Source organism: Burkholderia sp. AU28863 (assembly GCF_002223195.1).
In the GTDB taxonomy this organism is placed as follows: Bacteria; Pseudomonadota; Gammaproteobacteria; order Burkholderiales; family Burkholderiaceae; genus Burkholderia; species Burkholderia sola.
Genome location: NZ_NKFE01000001.1, coordinates 162,688 through 186,630 on the forward strand (window position 1 = coordinate 162,688; position 23,943 = coordinate 186,630).

At 67.2% G+C, this 23,943-nt stretch carries 21 protein-coding genes; 13 read left to right on the forward strand and 8 right to left on the reverse strand.

All coding sequences use genetic code 11. The features are described 5' to 3' along the window. Positions 1–108 precede the first annotated feature (108 nt). Positions 109–372 carry a hypothetical protein gene (locus tag CFB81_RS00755; protein WP_089434372.1) on the reverse strand — a complete coding sequence of 88 codons (264 nt, stop codon included), beginning with the start codon at positions 370–372 and terminating at the stop codon, positions 109–111. Here CFB81_RS00755 and CFB81_RS00760 point away from each other — a divergent pair. The 3 genes from CFB81_RS00760 (at position 371) to CFB81_RS00770 (ending at position 7,024) form a co-directional block, all read left to right on the forward strand. Next, on the forward strand, positions 371–2,143 hold the full coding sequence (locus tag CFB81_RS00760; protein WP_089434373.1) for a tetratricopeptide repeat protein: 1,773 nt from the start codon (positions 371–373) through the stop codon (positions 2,141–2,143). The two genes, CFB81_RS00755 and CFB81_RS00760, sit on opposite strands and share 2 nt — an antisense overlap. A gap of 199 nt (positions 2,144–2,342) precedes the next feature. Continuing rightward, positions 2,343–4,541, forward strand: coding sequence for a tetratricopeptide repeat protein (locus tag CFB81_RS00765; protein ID WP_089434374.1), 2,199 nt, complete (start codon positions 2,343–2,345; stop codon positions 4,539–4,541). After that, entirely contained in the window at positions 4,538–7,024 is a 2,487-nt protein-coding gene (locus tag CFB81_RS00770; protein WP_089434375.1) for a tetratricopeptide repeat protein, read from the forward strand. The genes CFB81_RS00765 and CFB81_RS00770 overlap by 4 nt, the downstream gene beginning before the upstream one ends. A 231-nt stretch (positions 7,025–7,255) precedes the next feature. On the opposite strand, the gene CFB81_RS00775 is transcribed toward CFB81_RS00770, so the two are convergent. The 3 genes from CFB81_RS00775 to CFB81_RS00785 form a co-directional block, all read right to left on the reverse strand. Then, a complete protein-coding gene (locus CFB81_RS00775) occupies positions 7,256–7,552 on the reverse strand; it encodes a flagellar protein FliT (RefSeq protein ID WP_069618713.1) in 297 nt (98 codons plus the stop codon). A gap of 30 nt (positions 7,553–7,582) precedes the next feature. Next, on the reverse strand, positions 7,583–9,001 hold the full coding sequence (gene fliD, locus CFB81_RS00780; protein ID WP_069618712.1) for a flagellar filament capping protein FliD: 1,419 nt from the start codon (positions 8,999–9,001) through the stop codon (positions 7,583–7,585). Positions 9,002–9,194: 193 nt separating this feature from the next. Next, positions 9,195–10,013, reverse strand: a complete 819-nt coding sequence (locus CFB81_RS00785) for a flagellin domain-containing protein (protein ID WP_027783219.1) — start codon at positions 10,011–10,013, stop codon at positions 9,195–9,197. Between the two features lie 521 nt (positions 10,014–10,534). On the opposite strand from CFB81_RS00785, the gene rpsU reads away from it, so the two are divergent. Then, positions 10,535–10,747: a 30S ribosomal protein S21 gene (gene rpsU / locus CFB81_RS00790; protein WP_006401410.1), complete on the forward strand. Its 213-nt coding sequence runs from the start codon at positions 10,535–10,537 to the stop codon at positions 10,745–10,747. A gap of 163 nt (positions 10,748–10,910) precedes the next feature. On the opposite strand, the gene CFB81_RS00795 is transcribed toward rpsU, so the two are convergent. Further along, positions 10,911–13,034, reverse strand: a complete 2,124-nt coding sequence (locus tag CFB81_RS00795) for a TonB-dependent siderophore receptor (protein WP_089434376.1) — start codon at positions 13,032–13,034, stop codon at positions 10,911–10,913. A gap of 230 nt (positions 13,035–13,264) precedes the next feature. On the opposite strand from CFB81_RS00795, the gene CFB81_RS00805 reads away from it, so the two are divergent. Beyond that, positions 13,265–14,506 carry a PepSY domain-containing protein gene (locus CFB81_RS00805; protein ID WP_089434377.1) on the forward strand — a complete coding sequence of 414 codons (1,242 nt, stop codon included), beginning with the start codon at positions 13,265–13,267 and terminating at the stop codon, positions 14,504–14,506. Positions 14,507–14,590: 84 nt separating this feature from the next. Here CFB81_RS00805 and CFB81_RS00810 read toward each other — a convergent pair whose 3' ends face one another. Further along, positions 14,591–15,193, reverse strand: coding sequence for a DNA-3-methyladenine glycosylase I (locus CFB81_RS00810; RefSeq protein ID WP_089434378.1), 603 nt, complete (start codon positions 15,191–15,193; stop codon positions 14,591–14,593). Between the two features lie 142 nt (positions 15,194–15,335). Between CFB81_RS00810 and CFB81_RS00815 the strand changes: the two genes are divergently transcribed. Continuing rightward, entirely contained in the window at positions 15,336–16,217 is an 882-nt protein-coding gene (locus CFB81_RS00815) for a BadF/BadG/BcrA/BcrD ATPase family protein (RefSeq protein ID WP_069618709.1), read from the forward strand. Between the two features lie 136 nt (positions 16,218–16,353). Continuing rightward, positions 16,354–17,178, forward strand: coding sequence for a Cof-type HAD-IIB family hydrolase (locus tag CFB81_RS00820; protein ID WP_089434379.1), 825 nt, complete (start codon positions 16,354–16,356; stop codon positions 17,176–17,178). Positions 17,179–17,311: 133 nt separating this feature from the next. Here the strand turns inward: CFB81_RS00820 and aqpZ are convergent, their stop codons facing one another. Then, positions 17,312–18,055: an aquaporin Z gene (gene aqpZ / locus CFB81_RS00825; RefSeq protein ID WP_006489324.1), complete on the reverse strand. Its 744-nt coding sequence runs from the start codon at positions 18,053–18,055 to the stop codon at positions 17,312–17,314. A 299-nt stretch (positions 18,056–18,354) separates the two neighbouring features. Between aqpZ and CFB81_RS00830 the strand changes: the two genes are divergently transcribed. After that, positions 18,355–18,651, forward strand: coding sequence for an H-NS histone family protein (locus CFB81_RS00830; RefSeq protein WP_006489320.1), 297 nt, complete (start codon positions 18,355–18,357; stop codon positions 18,649–18,651). Between the two features lie 102 nt (positions 18,652–18,753). Here the strand turns inward: CFB81_RS00830 and CFB81_RS00835 are convergent, their stop codons facing one another. Then, a complete protein-coding gene (locus CFB81_RS00835; protein WP_089434380.1) occupies positions 18,754–19,818 on the reverse strand; it encodes a glycosyltransferase family 4 protein in 1,065 nt (354 codons plus the stop codon). Positions 19,819–20,483: 665 nt separating this feature from the next. Here CFB81_RS00835 and flhD point away from each other — a divergent pair. The 5 genes from flhD to CFB81_RS00865 all read left to right on the forward strand — a co-directional run bounded on the left by flhD (position 20,484) and on the right by CFB81_RS00865 (position 23,930). Continuing rightward, positions 20,484–20,804, forward strand: a complete 321-nt coding sequence (gene flhD, locus CFB81_RS00845) for a flagellar transcriptional regulator FlhD (RefSeq protein WP_011350590.1) — start codon at positions 20,484–20,486, stop codon at positions 20,802–20,804. A gap of 92 nt (positions 20,805–20,896) precedes the next feature. Further along, positions 20,897–21,451: a flagellar transcriptional regulator FlhC gene (gene flhC / locus CFB81_RS00850; RefSeq protein ID WP_069618705.1), complete on the forward strand. Its 555-nt coding sequence runs from the start codon at positions 20,897–20,899 to the stop codon at positions 21,449–21,451. Between the two features lie 191 nt (positions 21,452–21,642). Further along, the gene (gene motA / locus CFB81_RS00855) at positions 21,643–22,503 is read left to right on the forward strand and encodes a flagellar motor stator protein MotA (protein WP_050015994.1); all 861 of its coding nucleotides are present in this window, start codon (positions 21,643–21,645) and stop codon (positions 22,501–22,503) included. Between the two features lie 13 nt (positions 22,504–22,516). Continuing rightward, entirely contained in the window at positions 22,517–23,536 is a 1,020-nt protein-coding gene (gene motB / locus CFB81_RS00860) for a flagellar motor protein MotB (RefSeq protein WP_069618704.1), read from the forward strand. A gap of 16 nt (positions 23,537–23,552) precedes the next feature. Further along, complete coding sequence (locus CFB81_RS00865; RefSeq protein WP_050016002.1) at positions 23,553–23,930, forward strand: response regulator; 378 nt, start codon at positions 23,553–23,555, stop codon at positions 23,928–23,930. Positions 23,931–23,943: the final 13 nt, after the last annotated feature.

Genomic DNA, 23,943 nt, shown 5'->3' on the forward strand with positions numbered 1-23,943 from the left:
AGCGCGTGTCGGCGCGGTGGCATCGGAATGCGCAACCGTCCCGGCGTCGCAGGTCGGACATCTTTCTACGATCAAGTCTAGCGAGCGCCGCCAGGATCGAATGTCGGATTAGCGGGTGGTTTCACCCCGCATTTCGATGGATGCGCGCGTGTCCGGCGCGAATTCGAGGCGCCCGCGGGTGCGGCTTGCAGTCGTGGGAATAGCGACCAATTCCAGCATCTGCTCGCCAAATTGGAACGCGGCGTGCGCGTGGAGAATTCGGACACGTCGGAGACCGTCGGTGCGTGCGTCCGCGGGCGAAGGCGTGTGCCGACGCAGCGGCGCCGGCCGCGATTCGAATCCCGTATTGGCTACCAGGACGACATAGCTCATGATGCCCACCTCCCCCGCCGCCGCCACGATCGAACAGGCGCTGGCGCACCATCAGGCCGAACGGCTGGAAGAGGCCGAGACGCTGTACCGGCAGATCCTTGACACCGATCCCCGGCACGCGGACGCGCTTCACCTCCTCGGCCTGATCGGCCATCAGTACGGGCGCTATCAGGAGGCATCCGACCTGATCATGGCGGCGATCGAGATCCGGCCGGACGCGATGTACTACTACAACCTCGGCAACGTGATGCAGGCGGACAACCGTCACGCCGCCGCCGTCGAGTGCTTCCGTCTCGCAATCGAGCTGCGACCCGACTACGTCGATGCGTACAACAACCTCGGCAACGCGCTGCGGCTCGCCGGCGACGTCCGCGCGGCCGTCGATGCGTTCTGCCAGGCCATTGCGCTGAAGCCGGACAACGGCCAGGCCTACAACAATCTTGCGAATGCGCTGTTCGACCTGAACGAGATTCCGGCCGCGCTCGAGGCTTACCGGCACGCGGTCGCGCTGCGCCCCGAACTGCCGGAGCCGCGCAGCAACCTGCTGTTCGCGAGCCACTGCAGCGAAGCGTTCGACCACGACGCCTATCTCGCCGAGGCCGCGCGCTACGACGCACTCGTCACGCGGTGCGCGAAGCCGTGGACGGACTGGCTCGTCGACCTGGCTCCCCGGGTCGGGCGGCCGCTGAAGGTCGGCATCGTGTCGGGCGATCTGAAGTCGCATCCGGTCGGCTATTTCATCGAGAGCATGCTGAAGCATCTCGACGCGAACCGGATCGAGATGCATGCGTACCCGACGCGCGACGTCGAGGACGACGTGACCGCCCGCATCAAGCCGGCCTTCTCGACATGGACCAGCATCGCCGGCCTGAGCGACGAAGCGGCGGCTGCGCGTATCCGCGCGGACCGCATCGACGTGCTGCTCGACGCGGCGGGCCACACGGTCTACAACCGCCTGCCGCTGTTCGCGTGGAAGCCGGCGCCGCTGCAGGCGAGCTGGCCCGGTTATTTCGCGAGCACCGGCGTGGGCGCGATCGACTACGTGATCGGCGACCGTCACGTGCTGCCGCCCGCCGAGGCCGCGCATTTCACCGAACGGCCGTGGCATCTGCCGGACAGCTATCTGTGCTTCACGCCGCCGGCCGAGCCTGTCGACGTCGGCGCGCTGCCGATGCTCGCGAACGGCCATCCGACCTTCGGCTATTTCGGCAAGCTCGCGAAGATTACCGATCACGTCGTCGCGGTCTGGTCGCGCGTGCTGCAATCGGTCACGGGCGCGAAGCTGTTCGTGAAGGCCGAGCATCTCGACGATCCGCGCGAGCAGCAGGCGCTTGCCGCGCGCTTCGCGGCGCACGGCATCGACGCGCAGCGCCTGATCCTCGAAGGCCGCTCGCCGCGCGCCGAATACCTGGCCGCGTACGGGCGTGTCGACCTGATGCTGAGCCCGTTCCCGTATCCGGGCGGCACGACGACCGCCGAAGCGCTGTGGATGGGCGTGCCCGTGCTGTGCCGGCGCGGCGAGCGCTTCCTGTCGCACATCGCCGAGAGCCTGCTGCATTCGGCGCGGCTGCCCGAGTGGATCGCGGACGACGACGCCGCGTATGTCGCGAAGGCCGTCGCGCAGGTCGGCCAGCCCGCCGAGCTGGCGGCGCTGCGCACGACGCTGCGTGCGCAGGTGCTCGCGTCGCCGCTGTGCGACGCGCCCCGCTTCGCGCGCCACTTCGAGGACGCACTGCACGGCATGTGGGCGCAGCACGTCGCATCCGCGTGAGGCCGCTCACGACTTGACGTGCGTGGGCCTTTCCACGTTGGCGGCAAGCGGAACATGGCGCCCCTCGCGCTGAGCACCGCGCCGCCGTCGTCGGGATGGCGCGCGATGGGATTGCGGCGCCGGCCGTGATGATCGGGCACGGCGGCAGGCTGATCGACTTCCGACGCGAACCGCATCCCTATTGAGCAGGACAGACGAGATGGACGGAACAGGACAGGCATTGCAGGCGGCGCTCGCGCATCATCAGGCGGGGCGTCTCGCGGAAGCGAAGACGCTGTACGACGCGATCCTCACCGCGCAGCCGGGCCAGCCGGATGCACTGCATTTCCTCGGGCTGCTGGCATGCCAGCTGAAGCAGTACGACGCGGGGCTCGCGCTGATGGAGCAATCGCTCGTCGAGCGGCCGGATGCGTCGTACTTCAACAACCTGGGCAACATGCTGCGCGAAAGCGGCCGGCTCGACGACGCGATCGTGCACTACCGGCGCGCGGTGGGGCTGCGACCGGACTATCCGGAGGCGCACAACAACCTCGGCAACGCGTTGCGTGACGCACGCGAGCCGGCGGCCGCGATGCAGAGCTGCGCGCGCGCGATCGAGCTGCGCCCCGGTTACGCGGAGGCGTACAACAATCTCGGCAACGCGCTGCAGGACCTGGGTGACCTCGATGGCGCCGCCACGCATTACGGCCGCGCGATCGAGCTGGATGCGTCGATGGCGATGGCTCACGCGAACCTGAGCGCCGTGCGTCACAAGCAACTGCGCTGCGCGGAAGCGCTCGCGCATGCGCAGGACGCGATCCGGCTCGCGCCGAACCTCGGCGACGCACATAACCACGCAGGCAACGCGTATCACGGACTGAACCGGCTCGAGGATGCGCAAGCGAGCCATCGCATGGCCGTCGCGCTCAATCCGGCGGACGCCGGCGCATGCCACAACCTGTCCGTCGTGCTGCTGAAGCTGCAGCGGCTCGACGAGGCGCTCGTGTATTGCCGGCAGGCGTTGCAGGCCGGTCCGCCGGCCGTGTTGATGCACGTCAATCTCGGCGACATCCTGCGCGCGCAGGGCAACGTCGATGCCGCGGTCCAGGCCTATCGCGACGCGCTCGCGCTGGTGCGCGACGATGCCGACGACGTGGCGGCGACCGTGCTGAACCGGCTGCTGTTCAGCGCGGCGGCGTCCGCTTGCGTGAACCCCGCCGACTATCTGGCCGACGCGCGGCGCTACGGCCGGCACCTGGCCGGGCGTTCGACGCGCCATGTGCACGATCCGCGCGAGCGGGACGCGCGCGCGCAAGGGCGGCCGCTGCGCGTCGGCTTCGTGTCCGGCGACCTGCGCCTGCACCCGGTCGGGATCTTCCTGGAAAGCGTGCTCGCGCATCTCGAGCGCACGCGCATCGACCTGCGCGTGTACGTGACCACGGACGAGGAGGACGCGATCACCGCGAAACTGAAGCCGCACGCGAACGGCTGGCGCTCGATCGCCGCGCTGGGTCCGGACGTGGCCGCGCGGATGATTCACGACGACGAAGTCGACGTTCTCGTCGACCTCGCCGGCCATACGCAGTCGAGCGGGCTCCCGGTGTTCGGCTGGAAACCCGCGCCGGTGCAGGCGAGCTGGCTCGGTTTCTTCGCATCGACCGGCTGCGACGCGATCGACTACTTCATCGGCGACCGCTACACGCTGCCGGACGCCGAAGCGCATCACTTCGTCGAGAAGCCGTGGCGGCTGCCGGACAGCTTCCTGTGCTTCACGCCGCCGGCCTGCGACGTCGAGGTCGGCCCGTTGCCGATGGCGGCGAGCGGCCATCCGACGTTAGGTTGCTTCGGCCAGCTCGTGAAGATCGGCGACGACGTCGTGCGCGCATGGTCGCGCATCCTGCACGCGCTGCCGAACGCGCGGCTGCTGCTCAAGGCGCACGAACTTAGTCGCGAGGGCGTGCGCGACACGACCGCCGCGCGCTTCGCGCGGCATGGCATCGACGCGGACCGGCTGATCCTCGAGGGCGGTTCGCCGCGCGCGGAATACTTGGGCGCATACAACCGCATCGACGTCGCGCTGAGCCCGTTCCCGTACCCGGGCGGCACGACCACGGCCGAAGCGCTGTGGATGGGTGTGCCGGTGCTCGGCATGAAGGGCGGGCGCTTTGTCACGCACATCTGCGAAAGCGTGCTGCACGCGGCGGGCATGGGCGAATGGGTCGCTGACGGCGAGGACGGCTATGTCGCGAAGGCGATCGCGGCAGTGCACGATCGCGAGCGCCTCGCGGCGCTGCGCGCGAGCCTGCGTGCGCAGCTGCTCGCGTCGCCGTTGTGCGACGCGCGCCGGTTCGCGGCGCATCTCGAAGCGGCGTTCCTCGCCATGTGGCAACGCTATACGAACCCGGAGCAGGAAGCATGAACGATATCCACGACACGCTGCAGTCCGCGCTCGCGCATCATCAGGCGGGGCGTCTCGCGGAAGCGAAGACACTGTACGACGCGATCCTCACCGCGCAGCCGGGCCAGCCGGATGCACTGCATTTCCTCGGGCTGCTGGCATGCCAGCTGAAGCAGTACGACGCGGGGCTCGCGCTGATGGAGCAATCGCTCGTCGAGCGGCCGGATGCGTCGTACTTCAACAACCTGGGCAACATGCTGCGCGAAAGCGGCCGGCTCGACGACGCGATCGTGCACTACCGGCGCGCGGTGGGGCTGCGACCGGACTATCCGGAGGCGCACAACAACCTCGGCAACGCGTTGCGTGACGCACGCGAGCCGGCGGCCGCGATGCAGAGCTGCGCGCGCGCGATCGAGCTGCGCCCCGGTTACGCGGAGGCGTACAACAATCTCGGCAACGCGCTGCAGGACCTGGGCGAGCACGAAGCGGCGGCCGCGAGCTACGCCAAGGCCGTCGCGCACCAGCCGCAGTACGCGGATGCGTACTGCAATCTCGGCAACGCGCTGCATGCGCAGGAGAAATTCGACGATGCTGCGGATGCCTATCGTCGCGCCATCGCGCTGCAACCGGGCTTCCGTGTCGCGCACCGGGGGCTGAGCGCGACGCTGCGCGCGGCCGGCGATCTGCAAGGCGCGATCGACCATGCGCGCGAGGGGCTCGATCCGGGCGACGCGGACGCGCACTGCGTGCTGGCAAGGTTGCTGCAGCGCATCGGCGATTTCGACAAGGCGCTCGAACTGCTCGAGCAGGCGGTCGCGATCGACCCCGCGCATGCACAGGCATGGGCGTGGCTCGGCGATTTGCGCAACCAGCAGGGCGAATACGGGCAGGCGGTGAAGGTGTGCCGGCGTGCGATCGAGCTCGATCCCGAACTGGCCGACGCATACAACTTCCTTGGCTTCGCGTATCACAACCTCAACTTGCTGGCCGCCGCGGAGTTGAGCCACCGGCATGCGATCGACTTGAACCCGGACGATGCCGACGCGCATCACAACCTCGCCGCCGCGCTGTTTCGGCTCGAGAAGCTCGACGAGGCGATGAAGCACACCGAGATCGCGAGGGCGCTCGGCATCGATCCGCTGAAGGTCCAGATGACGCTCGGCGACATCCTGTGGGCGAAAGGGGATCTCGCCGGCGCGCTGGATGCGTTCCGCTCGGCGATCCGGCACGACCTGCATCGCGCGTACTCGCGGATGCTGTTCAACATGTCGAGCTCACCCGCGTTCGAGCCGCAGGAGTGGGTCGCTGAAGCGCGCCGCTACGGCGAGCATCTCGAGCGCGACGCGCATCCGTTCGAGCACGACCGCGCGCAGCGCGTCGCGCAGGCGCAGGGGCGGCCGCTGCGCGTCGGCTTCGTGTCGGGCGACCTGCGGCAGCACCCGGTCGGCATCTTCCTTGAAAGCGTGCTCGCGCGGATCGACCGGTCGCGCATCGAGCCGCATGCCTATGTGACCTTCGTCGGCGAGGACGACGTGACCGCGCGGCTCAGGCCGAACTTCGCGAGCTGGAAGAAGGTGGTCAGCCTGGGCCGCGAGGAGGCCGCGCAACTGATTCGCGACGACGGCATCGACATCCTGATCGATATGGCAGGCCATACCAACTGGAGCGGCTTGCCGATCTTCGGGCACAAGCCCGCGCCGGTGCAGGCGAGCTGGCTCGGTTTCTTCGCGACGACCGGTTGCCGCGCGATCGACTATTTCATCGGCGATGCGCATACGCTACCGGCCGACGAGGCGCATCACTTCACCGAGCGGCCGTGGCGGCTGCCCGACAGCTACCTGTGCTTCACGCCGCCGCCGTACGATGTCGCGGTCGGCCCGCTGCCGATGGGGGCTCATGGCGGCGTCACGTTCGGCTGCTTCGGCAAGCTGATCAAGATCAGCGACGAGGTCGTCGCGCTGTGGTCGCGCATCCTGCACGCACTGCCGGACGCACGCCTGCTGCTGAAGGCCCATGAGCTCGGTGCCGGCGACGTGAACCAGGCGACGCTCGAGCGCTTCGCGCGGCACGGCATCGGCGCGGATCGGCTGATGCTCGAAGGCGGTTCGCCGCGTGCGGAGTACTTCGCCGCGTATAACCGCATCGACATCGCGCTGAGCCCGTTTCCGTACCCGGGCGGCACGACCACGGCCGAAGCGCTGTGGATGGGCGTGCCGGTGCTCGGGATGAAGGGCAGCCGGTTCGTCACGCACATTTGCGAAAGCCTGCTGCACGCGGCGGGCATGGGCGACTGGATCGCGGAAGACGAGGATGCGTACCTCGCGAAGGCCGTCGCGTTCGCGCGCGACCGCGACGGGCTGGCGACGCTGCGTGCAACGCTGCGCGAACGCGCGCTGGCGTCGCCGCTGTGCGATGCGTCGCGCTTCGCACGCAACCTCGAGGACGCGCTGCACGGCATGTGGGCCCGCTACGCGGCCGGCGAGACGGCACCCCGGGACGCGTGACGAGCGGGATCGCGCCACGGATGGAAGCCGCGCTCGCGCATCGTCGGGCCGGCCGCCCGAGATGATCGACGCGGCCGTCGAGCGGGCGACGCGGGCGTAGCCGGCGCGCGCTCCCGCCTGCAGGCGAAAAAAAAGCCGCATTGAAGCGGCTCGACGGTACGGCGACAACGGACCGCTCGACTGGCGGCGTCTTTTAATTCGAAATGCGCGGCGGGCGAGACGCCCGGCCGGTCACAGCATGCCGGCTTTCTGGTACTGGCTCGCGGCCTCGATCCGCTCCCGGGACTGCGCAAATTCCGCGGCCAGGCGGTCACGGTCCGTCTGCGCATGCTCCGTGATCGACGCGTCGATCGCCATGATCTGGCGCACCTGGTCCAGCACGTCCGGGGTCTGCTCGCCGGACAGGTTCATCAGCAGCGGCGAGCGTTCGTCGGCGAGGGCCGCGACGCGCACCCAGTCGCGCGCATCGGCCGCCGACTGCATGGCACGGGTCAGGTCGAAGGCGCGGGACAGCGTGTCGTTCGTCATGGTTCTGCTCCGAAGGGGGGCGGCCAACGCTTACTTGTTGTTGGCCATCGCGCCGGCGCTGTTCTGGCCGCCGAACAGCTGGGTCAGGTAGCGGGTGTTGTTCGCCATCGTCGCCATCAGCGTGTTCAGCGCGGTGAACTGCGCATTGTATTGCTTGGTCAACTGGTCCGAGTAGCTCTGTAGCTGCGTCGCCTGACCCTGCACACTCTTCAGGTCGGCGTTGATCGCGTTGGTGCGCTGGTCGATCAGGCCGGACGTCTGCGTGTACGAGTTGATGTTCGCATTGAGCGCCTGGGCGATGCCGTTCGTCTGGTTGAAGATCGCCGTCACCGCGGAACTGTTCGACTTGAGCGCGGTGGTCAGCGCGGCGGTGTCGACCGACATCGCGCCGGTCGAGTCCACGTTGATGCCGATGCTGCCGAGCGCATAGGTCGTGCCGCCCGTCGTGACGCCGCTGCTGAGCGTCGTCGCGAGTGTGTTCCTGATCGTGTTCAGCATCGCGTCGCCGAGCAACGGGCCGGCGGTCTTCGCGGTCGAGTCGTAGCTCGACAGCGATTTCGCGGTATTCACGAAGTTGGTATACGCGGTCGCGAAATTGTTGATCGCGGTCGTCGCCGCGGCCGTGTCTTGCGACAGCGTGATGGTTTGCGTCGTGCCGACCGCGGCCTGCGACAGCGCCAGCGTGACACCCGTCAGCGCGCCCGACACGTTGTTCGACGCGCTCGACACCGGCGTGCCGTCGATCGTCAGCTTCGCATCGGCGGCCGGCGTGACGGTCGTGTACCCCGACGTCAGTTTCGAGTTGACGCCTGTGCCCGTGATCGAGATCGTGCTGGCTGCACCGGTGAGGTTCGACTGCATCACGAGATGCTGGCCGTCCGAACCGGTGATGACCGACGCGGTGACGCCGGCATTGCCGGACGCGGAGTTGATCGACGACGCGATGTCGGACAGCGACGCGCCGGCCGCCACGTTGACGTTGAACGCGGGGTTGCTGCCGAAGGTGATGCTCAGCGAGCCGGCCGAGATCGTGTCCGCCGACGTCACGCCGGCCGACGACAGCTTGTTGGCGGTCGCGAGCTGCGTGACATTGACCGAATACGAACCGGCCACCGCGCCGCTGCCGCTCTTGATCGTCGTCGCGATGCCCGTGCCGCTCGCCGTCGCGGCCAGGCTGCCGAGCGCGGTGCCGTCCGAGAGGCCGGTGAGCGCGGTCTGCAGCGCGGACAGCGCGCCCTTCAGCTGGCCGATCGCGGACAGCTGCGTATTGTCGTTCGTCTGCCGGGTCTGCAGGGCCTGCAATTGCCCGGCCGTCTTCGCGTTCACCAGCGTCGTGACGAGCGTATTGACGTCGAGCGTCGAATTGGTCGCGCCGCTGATGATCGATTGACCTGCATTCGCCAGGATGGTGCTGATGTCCGTGCTGCTGACGGGGGTCGTGGTGGCCATGCCGTTGCTCCGGTCGTCCGCGCAATCAACGTGCGCGATGCGGCGGGGCGCCGCGGTTCAATGCAAAGAGGGAGGCGTGCCTCCCTGAAGAATTCCGGCCCGGGCGGTTTCGGCGGCGTCGCGATGCGTCGCATGGCGACGCCGCCGTGCCCGGAGGCGGGCGGGCACGTGGCCCGCCGCGGGTGCTGCTCGATTAGCCGAGGAGCTTCAGGACTTGCTGCGGCAGCGAGTTCGCTTGCGCCAGAACCGAGATACCAGCTTGTTGCAGCACTTGCGCCTTGCTCAGGTTCGCCGTTTCCGTCGCGAAGTCCGCGTCGGTGATCTGCGAGCGAGCGGCGGTCATGTTGGTTGCCTGGGTTTGCGTCGTCGAGATCGCAGCCTGGAACGTGTTCTGTGCTGCGCCCAGCGTTGCCTGGAACGTGTTGACTTGCTTCAGTGCCGCGTCGATCGCCGTGATCGCCGATTGTGCGCCCGACTGGGTGGCGACGCTCAGGCTGTTCACGCTCATGCCCGTGCTGTTCCAGTTCGCCGTGCCGAAGTCGACGGTAACGACCTGGTTTGCTGCTGCGCCGATCTGGAACGTGACGCTGCCGGCGCCGCCCAGGATGGTCTGGCTGTTGAACGTCGTTTGCGATGCGACACGGTCGATTTCGCTGAGACGCGTCGTCACTTCAGCTTGCAGGTTCGCGCGGGCGCTCGAATCCAGCGAGCCGTCGCCCGCTTGTTGTGCCAGCGTACGGATACGCTGCAGGTTGTCGACCGTCGATTGCAGCGCGCCGTTGGCGGTCTGGATCATCGAGATGCCGTTGTTCGCGTTTGCAACACCTTGCGTCAGCGCATTGATTGCCGCCGTTTGCGACGTCGAGATCGCCAGGCCTGCTGCATCGTCAGCAGCGGTGTTGATGCGCTTGCCCGACGACAGGCGGTTGATTGCTTGCGACAGTGCGCTTTGCGAGCCCGACAGATTCGTCTGCGTCGTCAGCGAAAGGATGTTGGTGTTGATGTTCAGCATTTGCTTCCTCGTTTTGGAAAATGCCTGAGATACAGACAGGTTCTGATTTCGGCGTGGCGCTTTTTTGCGTCTGGCGCTGCCCGCCTTTCCTGGTTGACGGCGGCACCCGGCGAAAACTTTAGAGGGATGTTCGAGGAAATTCGGGACGGAAGGACCGGTTTCGCCGGGAAGGCGCACGGGGCATGGCGGGCGGCGTGGCGGCCGTGGCGCGAGAATCGCGCGGTTGGGCGGAACGTTCGCCCGCGATCGACAAAAGGGTGGTTTTGTCTGTGATTCCCTGCTATGATGGCGGGCTGAATTGAGATTTTCTGTCACGCCTTTGCCGGTTTCGGCATGTCTGCTGGCAGTCAAACGCGGCGCTGCACGCGGTTGTGAAGCGTACTCGCGGTGCTTTCCGCCTCTCTTTTCCGGCCTCCGAGGCCGTATTTCCGCTCGTTTCGCCTGTTGTGGGGACGCTCGGATGGCCGGTGCGTGGCGCTTGGCCGCTACGTTTTTGACCGTTTAAGCAATTTAGGAACGACATGACGACGATTCTTCTGAAAGAAAACGAGCCGTTCGAAGTGGCGATTCGCCGCTTTCGTCGCGCTATCGAAAAAAATGGCCTGATCGCTGAACTGCGTGAGCGCCAGTCTTACGAAAAGCCGACCGCAGTCCGCAAGCGCAAGAAGGCAGCAGCCGTCAAGCGCCTGCACAAGCGTCTGCGCAGCCAGATGCTGCCGAAGAAGCTCCACTAAGCGCGTCTGACGGTTCGCCGCGAAACGGCGGAGTGTGCCTCGACAGAGGCCGCTCCGCCGTTTTGCTTTTGCGGGCCGGGAAAGCCCCGATGTCGCGACGGCCGAGGGGCCGCGCGATGGTTTCGGCCCACGTCCGGCGGTTTTCGACCGCCGCACGCGGCGTTCAGAAGTCGATCTTCGCGCTCAGGCTCACCGTGCGCGGGTCGCCCGGCTTCACGTAGTCCGCGTACTGGTATTCCCAGTAACGGCGGTTCAGCACGTTGTCGATCGACGCGCGCAGCGTCACGTCGTGGCGGCCGACCCGCGTCAGGTAGCGCGCGCCTGCGTTGACGACGAGAAAGCCCGGTGCGTCGAGGCCGCCGGCGGCGCGCAGCGGCGTCGCGCCGGTGAATTTCGCGTCGACGCCGAGCGTCAGCCCCGGCACGCCCGGCACCGCATAGCCGACGTCGCCGGCGAGCACGAAGCGCGGCGCGCCGGCAACACGGTTGCCGTTGTTGCCGATCCCGTTCGCGTACCACGCGTCGAGCAGCATCGCGTCGACGCCCGCGCTCCAGCGCGCGCCGAATTTCGCGCGCGCGCCCACCTCGATCCCCTGAATGACCGATTCGCCGTCCTGCACGTAGACGTTCGCGGCATTCGCATATTCGGCGCTGCGCTCGATGCGAAACAGCGCGGCCGTCGCGCTCCAGCGCGCGTGCTCGCTCTTGATCCCGAGCTCGTACTGCCTGCTGCGCAGCGGCTTGAGCACCTGGCCCGCGTTCGCGTAGACGTCGTTCACGCGGCTGCCGGGCTCGAGCGATTCGGCATAGCTCGCGTACGCGGTGGTCGTCGGCGCGAGCTTGAACATCACCGCGAAGGTCGGCGTCACCACGCCGTTCTGACGATAGCCGGGATCCGCGGCGCCGCTCGCCTGGAACGCGCGCTGCGCGTAGTTCATGTAGCGCACGCCGGCCAGCACCGACCAGCGCTCGGTCAACTGCACGGTGTCGCTCGCGAACAGCGATTTCTGCACGATCTCGCTCGTGCGGTACTGGATGAAGCCGTGTGGACTCTCGTAGCGGTACGGATTCGGCGCATAGAGGTTGCCGGCGCCGAGCGGCACGAATACGCTGTTCGCCGAATAGTCGTTCGCCTGCTTCTGCCACGACGCGCCGAGCACGATCTGGTGGCCGAACGGGCCCGTGCGCACCTTGCCCTCGACCATCGCGCGCCACTGGCTGAAGCGGTGATCCTCCATGCCGACGTAGCGGCTGTCGGTGTAGTTGCCGGCCGCGTCCTGCAGGTATAGCGTGCTTTCGTTGCGGCGGCGCGTCGCCTTGCTGTAGCTGTACGCGACGTCGAGCTGCCAGTCGGGGGCGAGCTGGTATTGCAGCCCGGCCGTATAGAGCTGCAGGTTCGTGTTCAGGTACTGGTCCTTGCCGCCCAGGTTCGTCGACCCGCCGCTGATCGTGGCGGGCAGTGCGCCGCCCGGATAGCTGCCGGTGAAGATCGACGGCGTCTGGCCGGTCGTGCGGCGATCCTGGTACAGCGCGCCGAACGACACCGAGAGGTCGCGCGTCAGGTTCGCCTGCAGCGCGACCGACACGCTGTCGCGGCGGATGTTGCCGTCGTTGTACGTCTTGCCTTCCTCGTGCGTCGCGTTCAGCCGCGCGCCGAACATGTTGTCCGGCCCGAAGCGCTGGCCGAGATCGACATGCTCGGTCCACACGCCGGTGCTGCGGTAGCCGATGTCGACGCCGCGTACCGGTTCGGCGCCCGGCTGCTTCGTCACGTAGTTGACGACGCCGCCCGGCGTCACGAAGCCGTACAGGAAGCCGCCGAGCCCCTTCAGCAGCTCGACGCGTTCCAGTTGCTCGTACGGCATCGTGATGCCGTACGTGACGAACGGCAGTCCGTCGATCTTGTAGCCGTTCTGCCAGTCGAGCTGCATGCCGCGCACGGTCATGTAGCTGGCCCACGCGCTGTACGCGCCGCTGTTGTCGGACACCGACGCGTCGTTCGCGAACACGTCGCCGAGCTTGTACGGCTGGCGCGCCTCGAGCTCTTCCGACGTGACGATCGTCGTCGAGAACGGCGTGTCGAGCTGACGGCGTGTGCCGAGCGCACCCGTCGAGATCGTGTCGGTCAAGTGTTGCGGCGAATCGTGCGCGGCCGTGATGTCGAGGGCGGGTAGCACCGCGGCGTCGCCGGGCGAATCGTCCGCATGCGCGAGCGACGCGGCAACGCAGGCGAGGGCGGCGGCCACGCGGCGTGGACGGACAGGAGGGCGGGCGAGGCTGACGGTCATGGCGAGCGAGCAAAAATGCGAGTAAGAATCATTCGCATTGAGTTAAAATGTCGCGCATCGTATCAAAACCTGCTGATCGCGCAACAATTCCACGCCGCGTACAAGGGCATCCGGCCTCGCCTGATCGGGCCGGACGACCGCCGCGCGGCGCCCGGACATCCAATGAACTGCATCCCGTCGAATCGGGGCCGCCGCTCGTGCCGGCCCGCTTTCCGTTCGCTGCGCACGCGATGAATGCGTTCGTGCGACCGTTTCTCGTGCGCCTGCACCGTTGGTTCGGGCTCGCCATCGCGCTGTTCCTGTTCGTCGCGGGGCTCACCGGCGCGCTGATCGCGTGGGACCACGAGCTCGACGCGGCGCTGAACCCGGATTTCTATACCGCGCGCAGCGGCGCGACGCCGCTTGCGCCGCTCGAACTCGCGGCGCGCATCGAGGCCGCCGATCCGCGCGTGCAGGTGACCTATCTGCCGCTCGCGGTCGAACCGGGGCACACGCTGCAGGCGGGCGTGATGCCGCGTCTCGATCCGGCGACCGGCCAGCCGTACGCACTCGGTTTCAGCCAGATCGCCATCGATCCCGCGACCGGCGCGGTGCAGGGCCGCCGCGAATGGGGGGCGCCGTCGCTCGCGCGGCTCGACCTGATGCCGTTCATCTACCGGCTGCACTACTCGCTGTTCCTGCCCGTGTATGGCGGGATCAATTTCGGGTTCTGGGTGATGGGCGTCGTCGGCATCGTGTGGGCGATCGACAGCCTGATCGCGCTCGTGCTTGCGTTTCCGAACCTGAAAAGCTGGCGCAAGTCGTTCGTGTTTCGCGTGCGGCGCGGCGGCTATCCGCTCGTGTTCGACCTGCACCGCTCGGGCGGCGTGTGGGTGTGGGGGCTGCTGCTCGTCGTCGCGGTCACGTCGATCTCGATGAACCTCGCCGTTCCGGTCGTGCGCCCCCTGGTGTCGCTGGTTTCGCCGCTCGCCGAAACGCCGTATACGAATCCCGAACATTTCCCGCCGGCCCGGCCGGGCAGCCAGGTGCTGCCGCGCGAACGGATCGTCGAGATCGCGCGCTCGGCCGGCCGCGACGCGGGGATCGTCGCGCCGCCGGGCGCGCTGCTGTTCGCGCCGGCGATGAACGCCTATGCGGTCGGGTTCTTCACGCCGGGCAACGACCATGGCGACGTCGGGCTCGGCAATGCGTGGCTGTACTGGAATGCGGTGACCGGCAAGCCCGTCGCGGCACAGGTGCCGGGCCGCGGTTCGGCCGGCGACCTGTTCATGCAGGCGCAATTCCCGCTGCACTCGGGGCGCATCGCCGGGGTCGCCGGACGGGTCGCCGTCAGCATGCTCGGCATCGTGATCGCGATGCTGAGCGTGACGGGCGTCTGCATCTGGGTGAAGAAGCGCAGCGCACGCGTGCGGGCCGCGCGGAGCGCGCGGCCGGTCGTGCCGGCGGCGTCGTCGTCGCGCGCCGCGCGGTAAAGGTCAGGCGGCAAGCGGCAAGCGGACGGTGCCACCGCCGCGGGGCAGCGGCGCGGCGCCGATGCCACGTTTGGGCCGGCGCCGTCAGCCCGCCTTGCGCCGGCGTGCCGGCTGCTTGCCGCCGAGCGCCGCGCACTGCGTGTGGCACGGGCAGCCGGCTTCGTGATCGTTGACCATGCCGGTCGCCTGCATCAGCGCATAGCAGATCGTCGAGCCGACGAACTTGCAACCGTACGCTTTCAGCGCCTTGCTGAGCGCGTCGGACTGCTCGGTCGATGCGGGCGCGTCGCGGTACGACTGCCACGCATTCTGGATCGGCGTGTCGCCGACGAACGACCACAGGAACGCGGCGAGCGACCCATGCTCCTCGCGAATGCGCTGCACCGCGCGCGCGTTGGTCACCGCCGATTCGACCTTCGCGCGGTTGCGTACGATGCCCGGGTTCTCCAGCAATTTCTCGATGCGCTTGGGCGTGAAGCGCGCGACGGCATCGACGTCGAAATCGGCGAACGCTTCGCGATAGCCCGCGCGCTTGTTCAGGATCGTCGACCACGACAGCCCGGCCTGCGCGCCTTCCAGGATCAGCATTTCGAACAGGTGGCGATCGTCGTGCGACGGCACGCCCCACTCGGTATCGTGGTAGTGAGCGTCCGCTTCCGTCTTCACCCAGTTGCACCGCTGCGACATCGTCTGCCTCGTTTTCAGTATCGATTCGATCGCGCCAGCATAGCGGAAGCCCTTTTGGCGGAATAGTCGGCCGAACGGCAGATGGGCGCGCGGCGCCGATCCGGTTAAGCTTGGCGCCTGTTCGAATCAGCGGGATGAAGGCATGGCGGCATTACTTTTTGCGATCGGCATCGACGGCGGCGGCACGGGCACGCGCGCGGTGCTGGCTGATCGGCACGGGCGCGAGCTCGCGCAGGGGCGCGGCGGCCCGTCCGGGCTCGGTCTCGGCATCGAGCGCGCATGGGCGTCGATCGGGGCGGCGTGCGCGGACGCGTTCATGCACGCCGGCCTCGCGTTCGACTGGTCGCAGTGCGCGCTCGGCTGCGGGCTCGCGGGCGTCAACAACGCGGCATGGCTCGCCGCATTCCGCGCGCAGGCGCCGCTCGGCGCGCTCGCGATCGAGAGCGACGCGTATACGACCGTCGTCGGCGCGCATGGCGGCGCGCCGGGGCTCATCGTCGCGCTCGGCACCGGCAGCATCGCGGCGGCGCTCGATGCGGACGGCGCGTGCCGGATCGCGGGCGGTTTCGGCTTTCCGTCCGGCGACGAGGCGAGCGGCGCGTGGCTCGGCGTGCGCGCGCTCGCCTATGCGCAACAGGCGCTCGACGGCCGCGTGCCGCGCGACGCGTTCGCCACGGCCCTGCTCGCGGAAACGGGCGCGCAGGATCGCGACGCGCTCGTCCAGTGGTCGTGCGACGCGAACCAGACGATCTACGCGCGTCTCGCGCCGATCGTGTTCGCGCACCGCACGCATCCGGTCGCGAGCGCGCTGATCGCGCAGGCCGGCGACGAGATCGGCAAGATGATCGACGCGCTCGATCCTCAGCAGGCGCTGCCGGTCGCGCTGTGCGGCGGGCTGGCGGACGCGCTTGCGCCCGCCGTGCCGGCGCGGCACGCCGCCCGGCTGCGCGCGCCGCTCGACGATTCGGCACATGGTGCGCTGCGGCTCGCGCTGCGTGCGCTGCGGGCGACGGAGGGTGGCTGAGCTGAGCGCGAGCGGGATGGATGCCGCGCCGCAGCAGCACCTCGGGCTGCGTGTGGCCGGCAACCGTCCGGCGCGCGGCGGGGCACGACGTTAAAATGACGCTTCCTCCGTGCCGCGAGCGCCGCTCTCCCGTCCCATGTACAAAGTCATCGCCACCGATCTCGACGGTACGCTGCTGAACAGCGACCACCAGCTCGACCCGTACACGATCGACACCGTTCGCCGGCTCGACCGCGACGGCGTGCAGTTCGTGATCGCCACGGGGCGCCACTATGCGGACGTCGCCGGCATTCGCGACGTGCTGGGCATCCGGCCGTACCTGATCACGTCGAACGGCGCACGCGTGCATGCGCCGGACGACACGACGATCCATTCGCAGGACGTCGACGCAGCGATCGTTCGCCGCCTCGTGCAGCCGGAAGTCGTCGGCGCGCACGGCCGCGTGATTGTCAACCTGTTCACCAACGACGGCTGGCTGATCGACCGCGAAGCGCCGCACCTGCTCGAATTCCACCAGGATTCGGGCTTCCGGTACGACGTGATCGACATGGCCGCGCACGACGGCGCGAATATCGCGAAGGTGCTGTATATCGGCGAACCGGCCGATCTGGCGGTCGTCGCCGAGCAGATGCGCGTGCGGTTCGGCGATACGCTGTACGTCACGTACTCGCTGCCCGACTGCCTCGAAGTGATGACCGCGAACGTGTCAAAGGGGCGCGCGCTGCGCACCGTGCTCGCGCGGCTCGGCGTCGATACCGGCCACTGCATCGCGTTCGGCGACAACATGAACGACATCGACCTGCTCGAAACCGCCGGTCATGCATTCATGATGAACAACGCGAACCCCGACCTGGTGGCGCGGCTGCCGCACGTCCCGCGGATCGGCAACAACTTCGACGCGGGCGTCGCCCGCCACCTGCGCACGCTGTTCTCGCTCGAAGACGACGTCGTCGCGTCCTGAGCGCCCGCCCCGGCGCTGTTTCCGTGCGCGGAAATGAAAAACGGGCGCCGCAGGGGCGCCCGTCGAAATGACTTGCCTCGTGTTCTTCGACAGCGTGAGGCTCGCTGCTCTGCTCGCTTGACCCCGTAGTGTTTTATTCGCTTGTGCGAGCGGATGCGGGCAGCAGGTCGACGGCGTCGTCACGTCCGGCGACCAGCGGGTAGATGATTCCGGCGAGTACCGCGCCGATCAGCGGCGCGACCCAGAACAGCCAGAGCTGGCCGATCGCGTCGCCGCCGACGAACAGCGCCGGGCCGGTCGAGCGCGCCGGGTTCACCGACGTGTTGGTGACCGGGATCGAGATCAGGTGAATCAGCGTCAGGCACAGCCCGATCGCGATCGGCGCGAAGCCGGCCGGCACGCCGCGCTTGTCGGTCGCGCCGAGGATCACGAACAGGAAGAAGCCCGTCATCACGACCTCGCAGATGAACGATGCGGCGAGCGAGTAGTGGCCGGGCGAGCGATCGCCGAAGCCGTTCGTCGCAAAGCCGCTGCCGACCACGTCGAAACCCGGCTTGCCGGTTGCGATCAGGTACAGCACGAATGCGCCGAGCGTGGCGCCGACGACCTGCGCGACGATGTACGGCGCGAGATCGCGTGCCGGGAAGCGGCCGGCGACCGTCAGGCCGACGCTGACCGCCGGATTCAGGTGGCAACCCGAGATGTGGCCGATTGCGAATGCCATCGTCAGCACGGTCAGGCCGAAGGCGAGTGCGACGCCGGCAAAGCCGATGCCGAGGCCCGGAAAGGCGGCGGCCAGCACGGCGCTTCCGCACCCGCCGAGCACCAGCCAGAACGTGCCGAATACCTCTGCAGCGAGACGCTGAGAAAGATTCATGTAAGGACCTCGTCCAAGTGGATTGAAGACCCGGGGCGACGCACCGAATTTATTGCGCTACCGGGAATTGGTCTGGATTATAGGAAATGAATCGGGCGCGGGAGGGTAAACGATTGTTAAATTTGAATGGCTGACGAATGCCTTTTATTAGAATAAGTCCGCATTCTCGATATAGGCGATTCGGTTAAAGATGGCAGCATTAATTTCGAAGGGCAGGGCGGCAGTGCGGATGACGTAACGGATGTTGGTGTCCCGGCCGGATTCGCCGGGGCCGCATCATCGAAAAGGGGAGTCGAAAAATGTCTCAATACGCGAAACTCAAGGCGCAGATCGCCGATCTGCAAGCGCAGGCGGACGATGTGCGGCGCCAGGAAGTGGCGGCGGTGATCGCCGATGTCCAGCGAATGATTGCCGAATATGGCCTGACGGCCCAGGATCTGGGCTTCGCGGAACGAGCGCGGCGCGGGCGTCCGCCGAAGAAGGCGCCGCTGCCGCCGAAATACCGCGATCCGAAGTCGGGTGCAACCTGGAGCGGGCGCGGCAAGCCGCCGAATTGGATCGTCGGCAAAAACCGCGATCGTTTCCTGATCGAGTGACGGAAAGCCAAATGGAAAGAGCCGCATCGACGATGCGGCTCTTTTGTTTTGCGCGTCGATTTCCGCGCGGATTTACCACCGATTTCCGCGCGGATTTCCGTGTCAGGCGCCCGCGACCCGGCGCAATGCCGGTTGCTTGGTTGCCGCGCAAAGCGATTCGTAGGTCTCGACGTAGCGCTGCGCCATTGCCTTCGAGCTGAACCGCGTGTCGAAACGCGCGCGGATCGCGGGGCGCGACAGGCTGTCGATCCGGTGCAGCGCGCCGACCGCGCCCTGCACGTCCTCGACGATGAAGCCGGTCACGCCGTCCTCGATCACTTCCGGCACCGAGCCGCGGTTGAACGCGACGACCGGCGTGCCGCAGGCCATCGCCTCGATCATCACCAGGCCGAACGGCTCCGGCCAGTCGATCGGGAACAGGAGCGCCTTCGCGCCGGACAGGAACGCGGGCTTTTGCGCTTCGTTGATCTCGCCGATGAATTCGACATGCGCCTGGCCGAGCAGCGGCTCGATCACTTCCTTGAAGTAGTCGGCGTCGGCCTTGTCGACCTTCGCGGCGATCTTCAGCGGCAGCCCGCTTTGCGCGGCGATCCGGATCGCGGTGTCGACACGCTTTTCGGGACAGATCCGGCCGAGGAACGCGAGGTATTCGGGCTTCATGTCCGGCTGCGGCGTGAGCAGGGTGTCGGGCAGCCCGTGGTACACGGTGCCGGCCCACGCGGCCTGCGGGAGCGGTTTGCGCTGGTTGTTCGAGATCGACACGACCGGCGAATCCGGGAACGCGTCGAACACCGGCTGCAGCTCCGGCAGGTCCAGACGGCCGTGCAGCGTCGTCACGTACGGCGTGTCGAGGCGCGACATCAGCGGGAACGGCAGGTAGTCGAGGTGGAAGTGCAGCACGTCGAATTCGTGCGCGACCCGGGCGACCTGCTCGAGCAGCCGCATATGGGGCGCCATCGAATCGCGGACCGACGGGTCGAGCCGCAGTGCGCGCGGCCACGCCGCCTCGAGACGGGCCGACGTGACGGAGTCGCCGCTGGCGAACAGCGTCACGTCATGGCCGAGTTCGACGAGCGCCTCGGTGAGGTAGGACACGACTCGCTCGGTCCCGCCGTAGAGTTTCGGCGGAACGGCTTCGTAAAGCGGCGCGATCTGGGCAATTCGCATGGGTTTCTCCTGTGTCGATCCGAGCGCGCGACGGCGCCGATGCGGATCCCGTACAAGGTTGCGGAACTTGCCGACGCACGCGGTTCGCGCTACGTGGCCGGGCCCTGGGCGGGGTGCGCGGAGCGCCGGACGGCAAGCTGCGGGGCGGGCCGGCACGGCTCGCGCCGCCGCCCATTGGAGTCCATTATCGATATCGCCCTGAGGGGTTCGAGTGTTTTTTCAAACACTTAAGGCTTGTTACACGATGAAATACGCAAAAACCCCGAGAAAAAGGGCACGGAATCGTGAATCGCGACAGCCATAACTATTGTTGCGCTATCGTGAAAAACCACTATAATTTTTACCGATCCGATTGCCGGCGCCTTGCCGGCAAGCCTTCCGCCACCGGCGCGGCGGCGATCGGGCTCCCCTCGCAACCGAATCCGCGTTGCACCCCGTTTTTCCGATGCCCCCTTTCAATTCGCCTTGTCGGAAAAATTCCTACACGGTTTACAGACAAATCCTGCATGGCATACGCCACTTCGCTGATACCGACATAAATCCCGTTTGGCCAAAATTCGCCCTGTAAGACTATAAACGAGCCGACTGAGCGCCCGGTGCGCGCTGATCGAGCAAACGTTTTCATAACATGAATGGCCAAAGCACAGCTTTTTAACGGGGGAATCATGAGCGCTACCAGTGAAATGCTCAGTGAGATCAAAGAGGTCAACCTGTCGTACCTCCTCCTCGCGCAGCGACTGCTGCGGGAAGACAAGGCGATGGGCATGTTTCGCATGGGCATTTCCCAGGAACTCGCCGACGTGCTCGCCAACCTCACGCTCGCGCAGACCGTGAAGCTGGCCGCGTCGAACCAGATGCTGTGCCGCTTCCGCTTCGACGATCACGCGCTGCTCTCGTCGCTCGCCGACAAGGGCCGCAGCGATGTCGTCGCGCACGCCCACTCGGCCATCCTGATGGCCGGGCAGCAGGTCGAAGGCGTCCGCTGATCCATCCCGCCTTGCGTGTGTCCCGGCGTGCCGCGCCGGCCGGCAGCGTATTGGCCATTCATTCGCATAACGTCAAGCGGACGGTTATCACCATGGCAAGCAAAAGCGTCGTGATCGAGGTGAAGGAAATCACCCTCGCCATCGAACTCATCGAACTGGGCGCCCGGCTGCAGCTGCTGGAGGCGGAGACGAGCCTGTCGCGGGACCGTCTGATCAAGCTGTACAAGGAACTGAAGGGCGTGTCGCCGCCGAAGGGGATGCTGCCGTTCTCGACCGACTGGTTCATGACGTGGCAGCCGAACATTCACTCGTCGCTGTTCTACAACATGTACCGGTTCATGCAGGACCACGGCCGCTGCGAGCCGATCCAGTCGATCGTGAAGGCGTACCGGCTGTATCTGGAGCACGTGAACCTGTCCGGCGACGAGGCCGCGCTGAGCCTCACGCGGGCGTGGACGCTGGTGCGCTTCTTCGATTCGGGGATGCTGCAGATGACGCCGTGCACGCGCTGCGGCGGCCACTTCGTCGCCCACGCGCATGATCCGCATCAAGGTTTCGTGTGCGGCCTGTGCCAGCCGCCGTCGCGCGCCGGCAAGACCCGCAAGGCCGCCGCCGCGCGCGCCGAACTGGCCGCCGCCGTGGCCTGAGCGCCGGCCCGGGCAGGGTCGGACGGGCCGCGAGCGGCGCGCGAGCGACGTCCGCGGGCCGCGCGAATCATCCGCGCATTGCTGGTAAACACCGTCGGGCCGCCGCCGGGCGGCCGCGAAAGTTTTCCTGCCGACTGCCGTAAACCTGTTTAACGGCGGTCTTCCCGCCGGTCTTTCGTGAGGGACAGGCAGTGCTGATTATCGTGGGAACACTCGTGACGCTGTTGTCCGTCTTCGGCGGTTATGCGCTGGCAGGCGGGCATCTGGGCGCCCTGATCCAGCCCATCGAGATCCTGATGATCGTGGGTGCCGGCGTCGGCGCGTTCATCCTCGGCAACGGCGGCAAGACCATCAAGGCCACGCTGCGCGTGCTGCCGACGCTCTTCAAGGGCTCGAAATACACGAAGGACGTCTATATGGAGCTGATGGCGCTTCTTTACGTGCTGCTCGCGAAGGCACGCAAGGAAGGCACGCTGACGCTCGAGGCCGACATCGACGATCCGGAAAAGAGCCCGATCTTCACGCAATACCCGAAGATCCTCGCCGATCACCATATCGTCGAATTCCTGACCGACTACCTGCGCCTGATGGTGGGCGGCAACATGAACGCGTTCGAGATCGAAAGCCTGATGGACGAGGAGATCGAGACGCACCACACGGAAGGCGAAGGCCCGGCGCACGCGCTGATGCGCGTCGGCGACGCGATGCCGGCGTTCGGGATCGTCGCGGCCGTGATGGGCGTCGTGCACACGATGGCCTCGGCCGACAAGCCGCCCGCGGTGCTCGGCGCGATGATCGCGCAGGCGCTGGTCGGCACGTTCCTCGGGATCCTGCTGTCGTACGGGCTGATCGGGCCGCTCGCGAGCCTCGCGGAGCAGCGCGTGGCCGAGTCGACCAAGATGTTCCAGTGCATCAAGGTGACGATCCTCGCGACGCTGAACGGCTATGCGCCGGCGATCGCGGTCGAGTTCGGCCGCAAGGTGCTGTTCTCGACCGAGCGTCCGTCGTTCTCCGAGCTCGAAGAGCACGTGCGCCGCGTGAAGGCGAAGTGATGCGGAGCCACCGATGAGCAAGAGCAAGGATCGCGCGATCGTCGTCAAGCGGGTGGCCCCGGCGAAGAAGGGCCACCACGGCGGCGCATGGAAGCTTGCGTACGCGGACTTCATGACCGCGATGATGGCGTTCTTCCTGCTGATGTGGCTGCTGAGCTCGGTCACGCCGGTGCAGCTGAAGGGGATCGCCGAATACTTCAACATGCCGCTGAAGGCCGCGATTCTCGGCAGCGGCGACCGCAGCTCGCAGGATTCCAGCATCATCAACGGCGGCGGCCGCGACCTGTCGAGCACGGATGCCGGCACGCTGCGCCGCACCGACGGCACGACGTCGCTCGCCGAGCGCCTCGCGAAGGCGGGCGACGAGCATTCGCGGTCGCAGGCACAGGGCGCGCAGGACCGGCTCGAGCAGACGCGCCTGCACGACCTGCAGATCAAGCTGATGGCCGCGATCGAGGCCAATCCGACGCTGCGCCAGTTCAAGCAGCAGATCCGCATCGATTCGACGCTGATGGGGCTGCGCATCGAGATCGTCGATTCGCAGAAGCGACCGATGTTCGCGATGTCGAGCGACCACGTCGAGCCGTACATGCGCGACATCCTGCGCGAGATCGGCAAGACGCTGAACGACGTGCCGAACCGGATCATCGTCCAGGGCCACACCGACGCCGTGCCGTACGCGGGCGGCGAGGGCGGCTACAGCAACTGGGAGCTGTCGGCCGATCGCGCGAACGCATCGCGCCGCGAACTGATCTCCGGCGGCATGGACGAGGCGAAAGTGCTGCGCGTGCTGGGCCTCGCGTCGACGCAGAACCTGAACAAGGCCGATCCGCTCGATCCGGAAAACCGCCGGATCAGCGTGATCGTGCTGAATCGCAAATCCGAAGAAGCGCTGATGCGCGACGACGCGACGACGACGACGCTGTCCGCCGACGCGGCCGGTTCGAAGCTGCTCGCGCAGCAGCTCGGCGGCCCGACGCCGGCGGCGCGTCCGGTCGTGGCGAGCGCCGTCGCCGTGGCGCCGAAACCCTGACGTTTCCGAGACAGACATGATCCGAACCATTCTCGCCATCGACGACTCCGCGACCATGCGTGCGCTGCTGCAGGCCACGCTCGCGCAGGCCGGCTACGACGTGACGGTGGCGCCGGACGGCGAAGCCGGCTTCGACATGGCGGCCACGACGCCGTACGACCTGGTCCTGACCGACCAGAACATGCCGCGCAAGAGCGGGCTCGAGGTGATCGCCGCGCTGCGCAAGCTGACCGCGTACGCGGACACGCCGATCCTCATCCTGACGACCGAAGGCAGCGACGCGTTCAAGGACGCCGCACGCGACGCGGGCGCGACCGGCTGGATCGAAAAGCCGATCGACCCGGGCGTGCTGGTCGACCTGGTCGCCACGCTGTCCGAGCCGGCTGCCTCCTGACATGAACGCGACG